Raw genomic sequence first — 17,293 nt, 5'->3', positions numbered from 1 at the left:
TTTTTTTGTAATATTCAATAATAAGCCATATATATGATTAGAGATTTTTATAAAAGAGGCAGTTTATATTGGACTGTCTCTTTTAAAGTTGATTTAGTGTAAATTTAAAAATATATTGTAAGACTGTTTTAAGTAAATGTTGTTAATAAAATTTCTAAGTATTACGAATCTATAATCGATATATAAGGAAGAACTATTACCAACATTTATTTTAAACACCATTATATATGTTTTAATTATCAATGTTTAATGATCAGTTATAAATTAATGACAAAGTTCTTTTTGATTTTCTTAAATTGAAATGTGCCATATAAACTAGAATATATATTAAAACAATTAATTATAATTTTATGTAAAAATTATACCTTATGCACAAGAAAATCGTCACTCAAGAACATATACAAATACAATTTTTCAGTGATAATATAAAAAGTAGCTAGTGAAAGTAGAAATTCGCAATGGGAAACTAGTAATTTAGTATTTATATAGGTATTGAAATAAGAAATGATCAATATGGAATCAGCATTTATAAATAAAGAATTACAATGAAACCATTGTGATTGAATTGGAGGATTGTGAAATGAAAGTATATGTTTTAGATACAGGATATTTAGAAACAGATAAAAATAATGTAGTTGGTGGAGCTACTATGGGGACTTATAGCCAGCCATTTGTGAAAAATGAATGGATTAAGCTTCCTGTAATGGCTGTTTTAATAGATCATCCAGATGGGAAAATTCTATATGATTTAGGAAGTAATCCAGAAGCAATGAAGGGGTATTGGCCTAAAAACTTGCAAGAAGTTTATCCATTATATCAGACTAAAGAGCAAAGATTAGAAAAACAATTAGCACTATGTGGGACAAAGCCTGAGGAAATAAAGAAAGTAATTATTTCTCATATGCATTTAGATCATGCAGGCAACTTAGATATGTTTAAACATGCTGAGGTTTATGTGCCTAAAGCAGATTTTATGCAGGCTCAAACTCAAGTTAGATTAAATTCAAATCCAATAACTCATGGTGGATACATAAAGGCAGATTTAGATGTATCAGTAAAGCAATATCATTTAGTTGAAGAAGATTTTGAATTTGCAAAGGGAGTAGAAATAATTAATTTGCCAGGGCATACACCGGGATTGTTAGGAATAATAGTTCATTTAGAAAAAGAGGGCACTTTAATCTTTCCTCAAGATTGTGTATATAATTCAGAAATTTATGGACCACCTGTCAAGGCATCTGGATTACTTTATGACAGCCTTTCTTTCTTTAAATCAATTAACAAAGTAAGAGCATTAGAGAAAAAGTATGATGCGAAAGTATTCTTTGCCCATGATGAGGAATTCTTTAACAGCATAAAAAAGGCTCCAGAATATTATGAATAATGCATAATAATTAAAATTAACTGGCTTGGCAGATATAATTAAATAAAAATATTAATAGGTTATGAGCCTTAACTTTTTGGTTAAGGCTTTGTTATTTTTTTAGAAAAGCACTGGTTGTAAGAATCGTCATTATATTATAATATTAGATATAAAAACGTAAAATATTTAAAAACAATAGAAAATATTAAAAAAAACAACAGAAAATGAGGGGATTATATTATGGAAGGTAAAAAAGTTGACACAGTTTTAAAAGCAGAGCAGCAAAAGGTTAGAAAACACATTAATCCAAGCAACAAGTTCAAAAACAGAAGTATAAAAAGTGAGTTATTGATTACGATGTTATCAATAGCTGCAATTTTAACTTTAGGGATTATATTGTGTGTAAATGTAATGCTATCAAAGTATTATGACAAAGAAATAAATAGTAAGAATGAAATGGTATCAAATCTTATTTCACAAAATGTTTCTGAATTTGTTGACACTACCTACAAGGTTACAGAAGATTTGGCATACAATTCTGACGTTAGAGATGGAGACAAAGATATTAAGGAAAAAGTATTAAAAGAAACAAAAGAAAGAAATCCATATTTTGAATTATTGTACATACAAAATGATAAAGGAATGCAGACAGGAAGGTCACAAGGAGAATTAGCTGATAGGTCTGATAGATGGTGGTTTACTCAGGCAAAAAATTCTTTAGTGCCTTTTGTATCAAAATCATATTATTCAGTTTCGTCGAAAAATCCTGTGACATCAATATTCATTCCTTTACTACAAGATAATAAATTTGTTGGGGTAATGGGAGCTGATATTAAGCTTGGAAAATTGCAAGAATTAATAAAAGAAAATTCAGATGAGGAAGCAGGAAGATATTCTTTTATTATAGATAGTGAAGGTGTTGTTGTAGCACATCCTGATGACCAAGTTATAGAGCAGCTTTATAATTACAAAAATCAAACAAAGACAACAGGGGTTAAAGAAGGAACTTCAAAGGAAGAACCTATACAAATATCTGATGGTTTAAAAGAGATAGTAACACAATTGATGGCAGGGAATAGTGGAAGTATACAATACAAGGAAAATGGACAAAATTATTATGCATCATATCAAAATATTAAGCTTGCTGGAAATTCTCTTAATTGGTCAGTTATAACAGTACAAAAAGAAACAAGTGCAAAGGCAATTATAAATAGAATAACTCAAATATCAATAGTTGCTGGACTAATAATATTAATTATTGCAGCTATAATAATAATGTATATGGCAGGAAAAATATCAAAACCTTTAAAAGAGATGTCGCAATTATTATCAGTAGCAGCTACTGGAGATTTTACAGTTAAATGCAGCACTAAAGCTAAAAATGAAATAAAGGTTTTAGAACTAAGTTTTAATGAAATGATGAGTAAAATGGCGAATTTACTAGCTAGTACAAAGAATTTAACTCAAGATATAAAAGATAGTTCTGTGACATTAACTGATAAAGCTGTGGAAACTTCAACAGTTGCCAAAGAAATAAGTGCTACAGCAGAAGAGATATCGGATGGAGCAGTTAATCAGGCAAATGCAGCAGAAGATGGTGCAAGGCTTGGCGAAAAGATGGATCAAGAATTTAATCAGTTATCGGAAAAAACTAAATTAATGGTTAAGGAAGCAATTAATGCATCTAAAGCTATTGCTAATGGAATTCAAAAGGTTGACGATTTGAAAGAAAAGGCAGAAACTACTGTCAATATTGTAGAGAAAACTCAAGAAAGCATTGAAAGTCTAAATGAAAAATCTAAAAATATTGAAAGCATATTAAAAGCTTTAAATGAAATTTCAGAACAAACTCAATTGCTTGCCTTGAATGCGTCTATAGAAGCTGCAAGAGCAGGAGAAGCTGGTAAGGGCTTTGCAGTAGTAGCAGAAGAAATTCAAAAGTTGTCTCAAGATTCCTCAAATTCAACTAATGATATAGCTAAAATAATTATGAATATAAAGCAGGATATATCAAGTGGTGTAGATGCAATGAAAGAAGTAAAAGAAGTATCAGAAAAACAATTTGTATCAGTAAATCACGTTAATGAAGCCTTTACTAAAATTACAGAAGCTACTGATGAGATAACAAACACTATAGAGTATATGGAAGACTTTGTTGGAGTTATGTATAGTAATAACGAACAAGTAGTTAACGCTATAAATAATATTGCTGCGATATCTGAAGAAACAGCAGCATGTTCAGAAGAGGTAACAGCATCAATCCAAACTCAAACAGAAGCAATAACAGATGTGTCGAAAGAGGCAGGAAAATTAAAAGAAAAAGCTGAACTTTTAGAAATTGAAGTAAATAAATTCAAAATTTAATGTCAAAATAGGTTGATACTAATAAAATTTTGTTATAAACTATATGAGCGAATGTTAAGTATTCAATGCTCAATACTCAATTACAAATACGTAATAATCATCGACGATTGACAATTGATCATTGGAAATTGATCATCGAAAATTGATAATTAATAGAGGTAAATCAATGGATACATATTACAAGTATAAAAGAAATTTAATTGATGTTTTTTTCATCTTTGTAGGATGCATGATAGCATCTTTAGGAGTAAACTTATTTCTAGTGCATGCTAAGCTGCTAAGTGGTGGTGCTACAGGAATAGCTCTTATTTTAGAATATACTTCTAAAGTGCCATCAGGTATAGTTGTATTAATAATTAATATACCATTAATTCTTTTAAGTTATAAAAAGCTTGATAAATATTTTACAATATATACCACTGTAGGAATGTTAAGTTTATCAAGTTCTTTGATTATAACAAAATCAATGTCTCATATATTAAATATGGATAGTGATCCGCTTATTTTTTGTATTTATGGTGGAGTATTGTGTGGTATTGGGTATGGATTAGTATTTTTAAGGCGTGGTTCTACTGGTGGTATGGATATAGTAACCATGTTAATAAGGAAAAAATATTCAAATTTCAACATAGGAAGTTTAGGATTTTCCCTCAACTTGATAATAGTTATAATTGGAGCAATAATATTTGGCTTACCACAAGCTTTATATACAATTATTTCATTGTTTATCCAAAGTGCAGTTCTTGATAGGATGCTAAAAGGATTTAATAGCAGAAAATTGCTGCTTATTTTGACAAGTAAAGAAAAAGAAATTATCGAATATGTGATAAAGGATTTAAATAGAGGTATTACATCCTTGTTTGCAGAAGGTGAATATACGCATTGTAAGAAGAAAATGCTTTATTGCATAGTAAGTTCGCATCAAATGGTTGAATTAAAAAGTGAAATTCATCATATAGATCCAGGTGCATTTATAACAATCATTGATGTATCAGAGGTAAGAGGAAAAGGCTTTTTAAATATATAAATTATAAACAAAACGAAAGCTCCCATAAGAGTTGAATTTATGGGAGCTTTTCTTTTGGAAATAAGCACTAAATTAAAATGAAAAACTTTAGTGCCTGAGTATTATGGGGTACAGATAATATTCTTACCAAAATTAAAAAAACTATTCACCAAAATTAAAATTGACTATCAATAATTGATAATTGCCTCAGAATAAATCATCATCAGGCAAAAGCATGTCTTGAGTATAGTCAAATTCCTGATTTGATATATTGTTTGCAACAATAGCATCTGTTGCTGGATTTGGCATATTTACAGGAAAATCTACTCCAGTTGCACTTTCCACATCATCTTGACTTGGATGGTAATTAGTCCTCATCTTTGGAAGATATGGATTAGTAAAAGCTTTACTGCTATCATCTCTTACATCAGAGGTACATGGAACTTCTTTTTCTTTACTCATATTATAATCACTCCTTGTATTTAGAATATAAAATTGACAATTGCATCAAATTAATGAACCAGGCTTAGAATAATTTAAGTTATTTGCACGTTCTATGCTTTCTTCACTTGGTTTGTTATCAGCTTTTGAAGTTGGCAAATACATCTTTTTGATTTTTTCCATATCAGAAGCATCTGGTGATGATGGGTGAGGATCTGTTAATTTATCCATATCATAGTTAGGTTCTTCATAAGAAACTTTTTCTTTACTCATAATAAACACTCCTCCTAAGTTTAATTTTTAATAATTAAAATTTAATAAAAAGTAAAAGTTACTAATCAATGAACGCAAAACCTGACAATTTGGCTCTGAAAAGTGACAATTGATTAGTTTATATCTTATTATTTGAAAAAAGAAGACCATTAATGCTAGAAATATTTAGATTTTATATTGAAATAGTGGTAAAATAATTACATATGGTGCAATTTAAATTTCTAAACCCAAGCATTTAAACAAATTAAAAAATGATTTTAAAAACTATACAACCAAATTTTAATCACAAAAATTAATCAGTGATAATTGACATTTAATAATTGATCATATGCTAATGCAGGATATATGCAATGGAGTATTTATAATTGACAATTAATCATTGAAAATTGCAGCATAGATGAATTCAATTTGGAACGAATCAGGAGGAAATTAAATGAATAAAAATATAAAACGTATAATTGCACTTACACTTATTGTTAATGCAACTGCAACAATTTTACCTACAACAATGAATAAATATTTGATGGAAGTACAACAAGTTTATGCAGCTTCATATTCTCCAGATGATGGACAGTTGAAATCAATTAAAGTAAAAACTTTAGATGGAAAGTCTTTGGATTTACTAGATGGATATAATGGAGATAAAGTTAAGTTAAGTGATGAAACTGAATATTATATTAAACAAACTGATAAAAGTGATGGAATAAAAATAGATGCAGATGTTGAAGGTAGTGACTACGTAGTTAAAATATTTACTTCTGATAAATCTGATGCAACAGCTTATGATCCAGGAGATAAAATTTTAATTGGAAAAGGCGATTCAACTATTTATGTAAGAACTTATGAAGATAAATCAGCTTTTAGAAAAGCCAAAGATGTTGATAAGAATGTTGGAAACTGTGAACAAGAATATAGATTGAATATAAGAAAGACTACTGAAAGTTCTTTTGAAGATGGAGATCAAGATTCTATATTTTTATCAAAACTTGATGTTAGTAAAGGAAGCATAAGTTTTTTAAAGGAAAAAAGTTCATATGATTTGACAGTAGCAAAAGATGTTGATCATATTAATGTTACAGCTGAGCCAGAAAATAGCAATGATAGAGTTAGAATAAATGGAGCAGTAGTTGATTCTAATGATAGATATAAGAAAGCAATAGATTTAGATGAAGGTAAAAATGACATAAAAATTAAAGTTACTGATAGTAAGGATAATCAAAGAACTTATACTTTAACTGTCACTAGAGGTGATGCTTCAAATGCTCAAGATAATATATATTTAGATAACATCACTTTAGATAATGGAAGTATTGATTTTTCGAAAGATACAAATTCTTATACTGTAGATTTAGATGAATCTGTAAGTAAATTAAAAATAACTGCACAGCCTGAAGATGATAATGATGTAGTTACTATTAATGGTGACCAAGTTAAGGAAAAAGATGATTATCAAGATAAAGTTTCTTTAGAAAAGGGCAAAAATGAAATTAAAGTAATAGTAAAAGACGAAGTGAATGATAAAGAGAGAACTTACACATTAACTGTAAATAGAGGAAAAGTTCAAGATACACAAAATACAGATAAAGATCAAGAACAAACAAATGGTAAAAAAAATGGCTGGGTAAAAACAGATGCAGGATATAAATATTATGATGAAAATGGAACTGAATACAAGAATAAATGGTTATTTGATAATGAAAAAAAGATATATTATTATTTAAATGATAGTGGAGTTAGACAAACAGATTGGTTTAAAGTTAATAATTTATGGTATTTGTTTGACAACAATGGTGTAATGTTAACAGGCTGGCAGAAAAATAAAGAACAATGGTACATGCTAGATAAAACAAATGGTGATATGAAGACAGGCTGGTATAAAGAAACAGCTGCAGTTCAAGAAGGAGATAAAACAACTAACGTTGAACATACTTACTATTTAAATGATGATGGTTCAATGAGGACAGGCTGGTTACAATTAGATAATAAGTGGTACTATTTTGATGAAAATGGATATATGCAAAAAGGCTGGGTAGTATATGCTAATTCAAAATATTATTTAGATTATGATGGAGCAATGGTAACAGGAACAAAGAAAATAGATGATAAAGAATATAAATTCACAGAAAGTGGGGTTCTAATACTTTAGCACATAGCTTAAACTGATGTGGTGATTCCACGAAATTAAATACATTTGTATTATACAGGACTATGAAAATTTCGCTGAAAGCACTAAGAGAAAGCTTGCACCCATTCTAGCTTGTTCCAATCTTCGATTTGACAAGTTAGAATGGAACAAGATATCTATGATTATTGAACATTGTAACAGAATATTTATAAAAAATTAATATTTATATAAGGAAAAATTAAGAACTATAGAGTATACTTAGAATAAATATACTCTATAGTTTTTTATTTATATTTAAGAAAAAATATGCTATAATTGTATAGAGTAATTAAAACCATGTAAAAAGGTGATGGTTGTTCTGGTACATTCGATTAAGTTAATAATATTACAAAGAGCATAACTACAAAAGATGGAAAGAGTATTTTTAAAAAAGAAAATAAAGTTAAAAAATTATAAATTGATCAGGATTTTAAAGGAGGATATACATGCATAAAAAGATAAAATATATAATTGCTGCAAGTCTAGTAATTAGTGCAGTTTCAGGCTTTTTGCCAGCAAATAATTTTAAAATGGGAGCTACAGAGGCTTATGCAGTAACTTATAAGGCTGCAAGTACTGGGGAATTAAGCTCTTTGACTTTAAATTGGAACAATGGAAAGAGTGAAATTAAACTTAGAGATAGTTACTCAGGAGACGAGGTAGATTTAACTTCGAAAAATGAATATTATGCTGAAGTTCAAGGTATAAATGTATTGAATATAGCAGCAGAAGTTAAAGGAAGTGGATATGTAGTTAAGGTATTTACTTCAGGTAGCAAAACTGAGGAAGGAAAAGATGTTGGAGATGACATTAAACTTAATTCAAATTACAAAACTATTTACTTAAGAACATATAAGAGTGAAGATGCTTACAAAGAAGCTTATAATAATGGAGATGTAAGTGATTCTGTTAAGACTTATATAATCCATGTAAAAAAGGAAACGACATCATCTGATACAGAACAAGATAGAGAATATGCTTATTTAGATGGAATTCATTTAAGTGATGGACATATTGATTTTTCAAAAAGTCAAACAGATTATAGTGTAAATGTGGATGAAAATGTTGATACATTAACTGTTAGAGCAGAGCCAGATGATGATGAAGATTATATAAAAATAAATGATGAATCTGTTGATAAAGATCATGATTTTGAAAATACAGTTAAATTGGACAAAGGAAATAATACAATAACAATATATGTTGAACATGATGATGAAGATGAAACTTATACACTAAATGTTTATAGAGGAAAGAAAGACACAGCAACTACAAGTGGACAAACTTTCACAGTACAAACTGAAGGAAATAAGCTTAACGCATGGCAAAGATTTGATGGAAAATGGAGATATGTAGATGGTACAGGAACTGTTAAGAAGAATCAATGGTGGTTTGATACAAATACTGGAATCAGATATCATTTAGATGAAAATGGATATAGGACTATAGGCTGGTATTCAGAAAATGGCAAATGGTATCACTTTAATGATAATGGTGAAATGCAAACTGGCTGGGTAAGTGTTAAAGGTCAATGGTATTTCTTAGATGTAAGTGGAGTAATGAAATTAGGATGGTTAGGAGATTCTTCAGGAAATTGGTACTATTTAGATGGCAGCGGAGCAATGAAAACTGGCTGGGTTGAAAGTTCAGATGGAAAATGGTATTACCTAGATTCAACAGGGAAAATGGTTAAAAATTCAGTTGTTGAGGGAAATACCTTAGATAGTAATGGAGCAATGGCGTAGAAAGGAAAAATGATCAATTGTCAATGCTCAATAATCAATTGAAGTTGCGATCAATGAGCATTGATAATTGACAATTGACAAATAAAAGTGGAGGGAAGAACATGAGTAAAAATGTAAAAAGAATAGTTGCATTAGCGTTGGCTGTAGGTACTATTTCTGCAGTAGCGCCAGCAACAAGTGCTAATTTATTAATGGCAAAGGCATATGCTTCTGATAATAGTGATAGCACATTTGATAGTTTAAAATTGGAAACATCAAGTGGTGGTAGTATAAAAATTTATGATAGTAGTAATTATGATGATAAAGTAGATTCGGATAGTTTAGAACCTGATACTGACTATTTTGCTAAAACGTCATCTGATACTATTACTATAAAAGTGGATGGAGTTAAGTCAAAATATGTAAGAGTATTTAAAAATGATTCTGATTCAACTAAAGGGAAAAAGATTAGCAGTGATATAAGTCTTTCATCTGGAACTACAAAGCTTATTGTAAGAATATATAGTGAAGATCCAGGTAGTGATGTAAGATATGAGGATGAAAATGACAAATTAAATGACTATACAATTAAAATAAAATGCACAGCTGACAGTAGTGATACATCTGATAATAGTGATGATTCTGATAGTTATGATGATATATATTTAGATAGACTTTCTATTAATGGCGATAGTGTTTCCTTATCCGATTCAAAAACTACTTATGATTATAATGTTAATAGTAACACAGAGGAAGCAACTATTAAAGCAGTACCGCCAGATGAAGATGAAGATACAGTTACAATTGATGATGATGAAGTAGATAGTAGCGATAAGTTTAAGAAAACAGTCGATTTAAAACAAGGTAAAAACCAATTTAAGGTCGAACTTGAGGATTCAGATAGTAATAAAAGAGTATATACAATAAATATAAATAGAGGAAGTTCTTCAGATGATTCAACTACAACAACTTCTACAACTAAAGCTGACTCAAAACCAAACACAGCAACCGATGCAACAACTACAAAAGTAAATCAATGGGTGCAAGTAGGTGCTAATTGGCAATATTTAGATGCAAACGGGAAAATATTAAAGAATAGTTGGGTACAAAGTTATTATGTAAATGATTATGGAAATATGGTTACTGATTGGTATCAAATTAATGGAGCATGGTATTACTTTGGAACAGATGGAGCTAGAAAGACAGGCTGGCAGATGGTAAGAGGAAATTGGTATTACTTGGATGGACAAGGAAAAATGTTCACAGGCTGGATGAAGCATACAGATGGAAAATATTATTACTTAAATCCTGGAGATGGCTCAATGGCTCATAGTACTAAAATACAAGGATATACTTTAGGGGCTGATGGAGCATGGACAGGAAGATAACTAAGAAAAATAAATATTAAATTAGTAAAGCAATGAAATTTAAGAAGAACGCTTAGTTAATGGGCGTTCTTTTTATTAAATGAAGGGCAGAATTAAAAGTAGCTAAAACTTGATATGAAATAAAAGCTATTTAACAAAATTCACATTTGAAAATTGACAATTAATAATTGAATTAAAGAATTAAATTATAAAAATTAAAATATATATTAAAATATGGAACAATAAATGTTAATATATATATAGGTAAAAATTTGACTAATATGTTAGAAATATAATTTTCAATGAAAATGATTAAATATCGCTTGAGTCAAAAATCGACCATTAATCATTGATAATTGAAACCAACTATTAAGGGGGAGTATATAAATGAATAAAAACATAAAAAAGATAATAGCTATTGCAGTTATATTTAGCGCATTTAGTGCAAGTATGCCAGCAACAAGTATAAATTTATTAACTACAAAGGCATATGCAGCATCTAATTCAAATAAATATTTCGATAGTGTAGGATTAGTAGATGCAGATGGTGATGAGTTAAAACTATATAGTAGTAAAGAATATAAAAATAATCAAATGGTAGATCCAGAGGATATAGAAGCAGATGAAACATATTATGCTAAATCTTCGACAAGTATTGTTAGATTTGATTTAGGTGGCGTAAGTTCAAAATATGTTAGAGTGTTTAAAGGAAGTTCAGATTCTGGTAAGGGAAAAACCTTAAATACTGATCTTAGATTATCTACTGATTTTTCATCAACTACTATGTTTATTATAAAAGTATATGGTGAAGATCCAGGCGATAAGGTTAAATATAGTGAGGATAGTACATATGATCTTTTAAGTACATATAAGGTTAAGGTAGAATATTCAGGAGATGGAAATGATAAACTTACAGATTCCCAATATTCAAAGGCATATGATGATATATATCTAGATAAGCTTAGTGTAAATGGCGAGGATATACCTTTAGTAAAATCACAAATAACATACACTTACAATGTACCAACTAGTGTAAATGAAGCAACTATTAAAGTAAAACCTGAAAATGATGATTATTCTGTCCATATTGCTGGAGATTTTGTGGACAAGGACGATAAGTATAAAAAAGATGTGGATTTGTATAAGGGAACGAATAAATTTGAAATAGAAATTAAAGATGAAGGTAGTAGTTATTATAGAAAATATACGTTGATAATAAACAGGGGAACTAGTTCAACTGATTCACAAAATACTAATACTACTCAAACAGTAGATAAAACCAATAATGATAATGCAACAACTATTAAAGCTAATCAATGGGTGCAAATTAATGGAAAATGGCAATACAATGATACAACAGGAAAACCAGTAAAAAGAACTTGGATGGGGAATTATTACTTGCAGGATAATGGTGATATGGCAACAGATTGGTTAAATATAAATGGAATATGGTACTATTTTGGAGTAGATGGAGCTAAAAAAACAGGTTGGCAGCAGGTAGGAAGTAATTGGTATTATTTTGACTCTTTTGGGATGATGAAAACAGGCTGGATGTTAGATGATAATACAGGAAAATATTATTATTTAGGTTATGATGGTTCAATGGCATATAATACGACTGTTGGAAAATACAAATTAGGTCCAAATGGAGCATGGATTAAGTAGAAAATTTTCAATGTGGAATGATTGATTATCAATGAAAATAAATTCTTTAATTGAAAATTGAATAAAGATTATTGATAGCTGACAATTGTAAAGGAGGAAATGACATGAATAAAAATATAAAAAAGATAATATCGCTAGCGCTCATTTTAGGAATTCTTAATGTATTATCACCAGCAATAAATTTAAATTTCATGGATACAAAAGCTTATGCTAATACAACTGATGGAGTAACAAATATAAGATTAAAGGCATCTGGTGGAAATTCATTAAGTCTTTATTCAGATAATGATTATGATGACACGGTTAGTGAAGTTAAGGAACCTGGAACTTATTATGCCAAAACATCTTTAAGTAAGGTTCAAGTTGATGTAAGTGGTGTAGATTCAGATAATGTAAGAATATTTGATGGAACTTCAAGTTCAACTAGGGGAACAAGAGAAGGTGGTGGTATAAGTTTATCAGATACAACAACTATTGTTGTGAGAATATATAGCCAAAATCCTGGAGCTGTTAAATATAGTGATAAAGATAATATTGCAAGTGAATATAGAATTAAGGTGAAATATTTAGGCTCAAGTGATAGTGAAAATGACAATGTTTATTTAAAAGATATTACTGTTAGTTATGGAGATGTAAATTTTTCAAAAACAACATATAATTACAATGTAAATGTTCCAGATGATATTAATGAGATAACAATAGGAGCTAGGCCAGATAGTGATAGTAATGAGTATGATAATTATAAAGTTAAAATAGATGGAACAAAAGTTGATGAAGATGATAAATATAAAGAAAAGGTTTCGTTAAATAAAGGTAATAATAAAATAGAAATTTATGTGGAAGATGATTCAGACAATTCAAGAACCTATACTTTAAATGTTTTTAGAGGAACTAATACTGGAATTGCTATCTCTAATAATAATCAAGCAGATAATAATATAAAAGGTTCATGGGTACAGACTAATGGAAAGTGGCAGTATAATGATGAATCGGGAAATATAGTGAAGAATAAATGGGTCCAAAATTATTATGTAGATGCTGAAGGAAATAGAGCAACAGATTTATTAAATGTAGATGGGTTGTGGTATTATTTTGGTCAAGATGGCATTAAAAAAATAGGTTGGCAGAAGATAAATGGAATTTGGCATCATTTTGATGAACAGGGAATAATGCAGATTGGCTGGATGAAAGATATTGATGGAAAGTATTATTATTTAAATAGTAATGGAGCTATGGCAAGTAATACTACAATAGGAGGATATAAATTAGGGGCAGATGGAGCTTGGACTGAATAATAGCAATTAAATACTTTGGGTTTTAATAGAGCATTCGAAAGGGTGCTCTTTTATTTAATGCTCAATTGTCAATTTTTAATTATGAAGTCATTGTCGGTGATTGATAATTGACAATTGAGAATAGGTAAAAGTTTCTAGTTTAATTATAGAAGAGTTTTATTAGATAATATTAGTTATTTGCAATATTAGAGTATCAGAAAAGGTACTCTCTTTTTTATAGTCAATTATCAATTTGATGGCAGAAGAATATTTTTTGAAAAAATTTTTGCATTTTATGTTTTTAAAATTAATAAAGCATATAACTAATGTAGAAATTAAATTTTATATTATGGAGAGAAATAAGTAATATGATAGAAAGAAAATATGCACCTTAGAATAGAGCAGCTGTGCTGCAAATAAGAACATTTTTGAATATTGATTTATTTATTATGTATATGAAAGGGAATGAGTAATATGAGAGAAAGAAAGTACGTAAAATTTAGAATAGACATGCCAGATGACACAAAATTAAAAATAATAGATAAGATGCCAGAAAGGGATTTAATTCAATATATTTGGTTTAGACTTGTGCTTTTAGCTGGGAAAGTTAATTTGATGGGTGAATTATATCTTTCAAAAAATATACCTTATTCAATAGAAACTTTAGCTATTGAGATCAATAGGGAAGAGAAAGATATTGAATTAGCATTAAATACATTTATAAAGCTAGAAATGGTTGAAGTTACAGAAGATAAGATATATAGGGTGAAAAATTTTGCAAAGCATCAGAATATTAAAGTAGATAAAAAAGTGGAAATTAAAAAGGATGAATCTGAAGATATTAAGGAGTTTAAAGAAAATAGTGAATTGAAAAATCAAGATAATGTAGAACTTATAACTATTAATAAAAAAGAAAAATTAAAGGTAGATAATAATAAAGAAGAAATTTACAAGAAAGATAATGTAGATATAGGAAATGAGAAGGTGATTAATTTAGAAATTAATAATGAAAAAAGTAATGTAGAATTAGAAACGCAGACTACGGTAAATGAAAATATGTATGATATTAAAATAGGTTCAGAAAATAAAAAAACTAGAAAAGTTAAAAGGCGGAAGAAAAATAATATAATTAGTGATTTTAGTGATGATAACGCAGAGGAAGAAGTATGTGAATTTAAAAGTGGAGATATAGAAAATACATTGAAAAAAGGGGAAATTATTGTGGGAGCGTGGAAATTTTAAGTTCAATTATCAATGGCAAATGTTGAGTTGGAGTGTTTAGTGATTGAGCATTAAAAATTTATAATTGATAATTGATCAAAAGGGTACCAGAAATAGTTTTTGATGTTGTATTATATAATGTTATTTAAGGACATTGAAGGAATTGCAGGAAAATTAAAAATATTTTTCTAAAATATCCGAAAAGGGACCAAAAGTAATTTACTACTTTGTATTATATAATGCAAATGTAGTAATAAAAGGGTACGAAGGAAAATATAAATTTATTTATAAAAAATAAAAAAGTTTTTTTGAAAAAGTACCCAAAATGAAATTTTAGTTTGTATAGTTTAATGACAACAAAGGGATTACTTGGGATAGGAGTAAAAACGATAAAAAATTAGTTATTTATGTACAAGCTAAATGTAATGTGATATACTGTAATAATGAATGTGAATTTGGTACAGATTACATATCAAATTAATTGTTGATTATATTGTTTGTGCAAAATATACATTTAGAAGCATTATATAACTTTACATGGTTATACAAAAATGCTATAATTTATCTGAATTTTAAAATTTAGGAGGAAAGAAAACGATGTTTAAAAGAGCAAATAAAATTACATCATTATTAGTAGCTGCAGCTTCTGTTGCTACAATGGTTCCTGCATACGCTGCAGACGTTAAAAAAGTAGATTCACAAGAAGGTACTGTTTATAATGCAGTAGCATACAAAGATGGTACTGCATATGTTGATGGAGAAGTTAATGACAACGATGCTACTTATTACTTAAAAGATGGTAAGTACAATGAATTAGCTGATGTTGATTCTGGTTCAGATGTTTCAGCATATGGAACTAAATATGTTAAAGTTGATGACGGTAAAGATTACAATGTTGATTTATCAACAGGTAAAGTAATCGATGAAAATGTGTCTGAAAATGATACTGACGATGCTCAAACTGCTTTAAGAAAGAAAGCTAAAGAAGTTAATAGATGGAATAACGATGCAACTGTACTTCCAGACTTACAAGCTATACCAGGACTTAAGTTTGGAGAAACTTGGTATGAAACTACTGGAAAATCAGGTTATAGCTATACTACTGCTGCTTCTGGAAAAGATGCAGATGGTAAAGGTATAGGAGCTCCTGCTTCATATGCTAACATATTTACTGATAAAGATGGAAACTATATTGATGCAGATTACAACATGGGAAAAATTAAAGTTGAAACAACTAAGGCTTCTGCAACAATTGAAAACTCAGTTGATCTTGAAGATTTAGATTCAGATACTTCAGGTCAAACAACAACTAAAGCTGGTGCAGCAGTAACTAAGAGCATAGTTTTAGGACAAGATAAAGATTATATCTATAGATATGCTGAAATCAAAGTTGTAGTAGCTGGTGGAGCTAATCAAACTGTAAATATTAACAATAAGCCTTTCGCACTTGGTACTGATGGTTCAGTAACTTTACCAGTAATTCAAAAGATATCTAAAGCTCAAGATTCAAGTGATAAAGATGAAGCTAAATATGCTAAAACAGTTTATAACTATGTTATAAGTAAAGATGATAAGAGTAATCTATCTCCTCTAGGTGGAAGTACTGCTAATGATCAAAGCAACTATGCATTTTATGCTAACCAAACAGGTGCTAAAGCAGCAGTTGTTGGTGGAAAATTAGTAATATACTATGTTGATAACAGCAATTCAACTTCAGATAACGTATTTGTTCAAGCAGCTACATTAAAGCAAAAGAATGGTTACTACTATACTGACGTTGAATCAAAAACAACTATTCAAGGAGAATACAATGACAAGCTTAATAAAGTAGCTATGGATACTGACGTAGATGGAAACATTTATGTATTAGATGGCGGATATGTTAAGAAATTTGATGGTACAGACGATTGGACAAAGATCTACAAAGTAGATGGTTCTTTCAATGCTATATCAACTTATGACAAAGACAACATGGTTGCTTGGAGCCAAGCTGATGAAGTTTACTCAGTAATCGGTGGAAAATCTACTGATGATACTAAGAAAGACGACACAACTACAACTCCAGCAGCAGCTGGTTGGGCTAAGAACACTGATGGATCTTGGTCATACAACAAAGCTGATGGAACTAAAGCTACTGGTTGGTATACAGATACAACTGGAACTTGGTACTACTCAAATGCTAATGGAATCATGTTAGCTAATGCTTGGGCTCAAGATTCAGCTGGAGCTTGGTACTACTTAGGTGGATCAGGTGCTATGACAGTTAATGCATGGGTTCAATCTGGTGGAAAATACTACTACGTTGGAGCAACTGGAGCTATGTTAGTTAACACTACTACTCCTGATGGTTACTGGGTAGGAGCAGACGGAGCTTGGGTTTAATCCTAAATCTCTGAATTCTGTTAAATAAAAGAAGGACAAGGCTATGCCT

12 protein-coding genes are annotated in these 17,293 nt (G+C 29.4%); 10 read left to right on the top strand and 2 right to left on the bottom strand.

Annotated elements, in window-relative coordinates; translation table 11 throughout:
- The first annotated feature begins 580 nt into the window (after positions 1-580).
- From CSPA_RS26505 to CSPA_RS26495, 3 genes are all read left to right on the top strand, one after another.
- A complete protein-coding gene (locus CSPA_RS26505; protein WP_015395500.1) occupies positions 581-1,384 on the top strand; it encodes an N-acyl homoserine lactonase family protein in 804 nt (267 codons plus the stop codon).
- Positions 1,385-1,603: 219 nt separating this feature from the next.
- Positions 1,604-3,727 (top strand): methyl-accepting chemotaxis protein, encoded by a 2,124-nt coding sequence (locus tag CSPA_RS26500; protein ID WP_015395499.1) that lies wholly within the window; start codon positions 1,604-1,606, stop codon positions 3,725-3,727.
- Between the two features lie 166 nt (positions 3,728-3,893).
- Entirely contained in the window at positions 3,894-4,754 is an 861-nt protein-coding gene (locus CSPA_RS26495; protein ID WP_015395498.1) for a YitT family protein, read from the top strand.
- A 186-nt stretch (positions 4,755-4,940) separates the two neighbouring features.
- On the opposite strand, the gene CSPA_RS26490 is transcribed toward CSPA_RS26495, so the two are convergent.
- Both CSPA_RS26490 and CSPA_RS26485 read right to left on the bottom strand, forming a co-directional pair.
- Positions 4,941-5,195 (bottom strand): hypothetical protein, encoded by a 255-nt coding sequence (locus tag CSPA_RS26490; protein WP_015395497.1) that lies wholly within the window; start codon positions 5,193-5,195, stop codon positions 4,941-4,943.
- 45 nt (positions 5,196-5,240) lie between these two features.
- Entirely contained in the window at positions 5,241-5,447 is a 207-nt protein-coding gene (locus CSPA_RS26485; protein ID WP_015395496.1) for a hypothetical protein, read from the bottom strand.
- A gap of 433 nt (positions 5,448-5,880) precedes the next feature.
- On the opposite strand from CSPA_RS26485, the gene CSPA_RS26480 reads away from it, so the two are divergent.
- The 7 genes from CSPA_RS26480 (at position 5,881) to CSPA_RS26450 (ending at position 17,244) form a co-directional block, all read left to right on the top strand.
- Complete coding sequence (locus tag CSPA_RS26480; protein WP_015395495.1) at positions 5,881-7,593, top strand: cadherin-like beta sandwich domain-containing protein; 1,713 nt, start codon at positions 5,881-5,883, stop codon at positions 7,591-7,593.
- 464 nt (positions 7,594-8,057) lie between these two features.
- Positions 8,058-9,356: an N-acetylmuramoyl-L-alanine amidase family protein gene (locus CSPA_RS26475; RefSeq protein WP_015395494.1), complete on the top strand. Its 1,299-nt coding sequence runs from the start codon at positions 8,058-8,060 to the stop codon at positions 9,354-9,356.
- Between the two features lie 101 nt (positions 9,357-9,457).
- Positions 9,458-10,723 (top strand): N-acetylmuramoyl-L-alanine amidase family protein, encoded by a 1,266-nt coding sequence (locus tag CSPA_RS26470; RefSeq protein WP_015395493.1) that lies wholly within the window; start codon positions 9,458-9,460, stop codon positions 10,721-10,723.
- Positions 10,724-11,089: 366 nt separating this feature from the next.
- Positions 11,090-12,367 carry a cadherin-like beta sandwich domain-containing protein gene (locus tag CSPA_RS26465; RefSeq protein WP_015395492.1) on the top strand — a complete coding sequence of 426 codons (1,278 nt, stop codon included), beginning with the start codon at positions 11,090-11,092 and terminating at the stop codon, positions 12,365-12,367.
- A 104-nt stretch (positions 12,368-12,471) separates the two neighbouring features.
- Positions 12,472-13,662 (top strand): cadherin-like beta sandwich domain-containing protein, encoded by a 1,191-nt coding sequence (locus CSPA_RS26460; RefSeq protein WP_015395491.1) that lies wholly within the window; start codon positions 12,472-12,474, stop codon positions 13,660-13,662.
- Between the two features lie 453 nt (positions 13,663-14,115).
- On the top strand, positions 14,116-14,883 hold the full coding sequence (locus CSPA_RS26455; RefSeq protein WP_015395490.1) for a phage replisome organizer N-terminal domain-containing protein: 768 nt from the start codon (positions 14,116-14,118) through the stop codon (positions 14,881-14,883).
- 576 nt (positions 14,884-15,459) lie between these two features.
- The gene (locus tag CSPA_RS26450; RefSeq protein WP_015395489.1) at positions 15,460-17,244 is read left to right on the top strand and encodes an N-acetylmuramoyl-L-alanine amidase family protein; all 1,785 of its coding nucleotides are present in this window, start codon (positions 15,460-15,462) and stop codon (positions 17,242-17,244) included.
- Positions 17,245-17,293 lie beyond the last annotated feature (49 nt).

It is taken from the genome of Clostridium saccharoperbutylacetonicum N1-4(HMT) (assembly GCF_000340885.1).
Lineage (GTDB): Bacteria > Bacillota > Clostridia > Clostridiales > Clostridiaceae > Clostridium > Clostridium saccharoperbutylacetonicum.
Note: the sequence above shows the minus strand (reverse complement) of the source record. Positions and strands in the feature narration are given on the sequence as shown.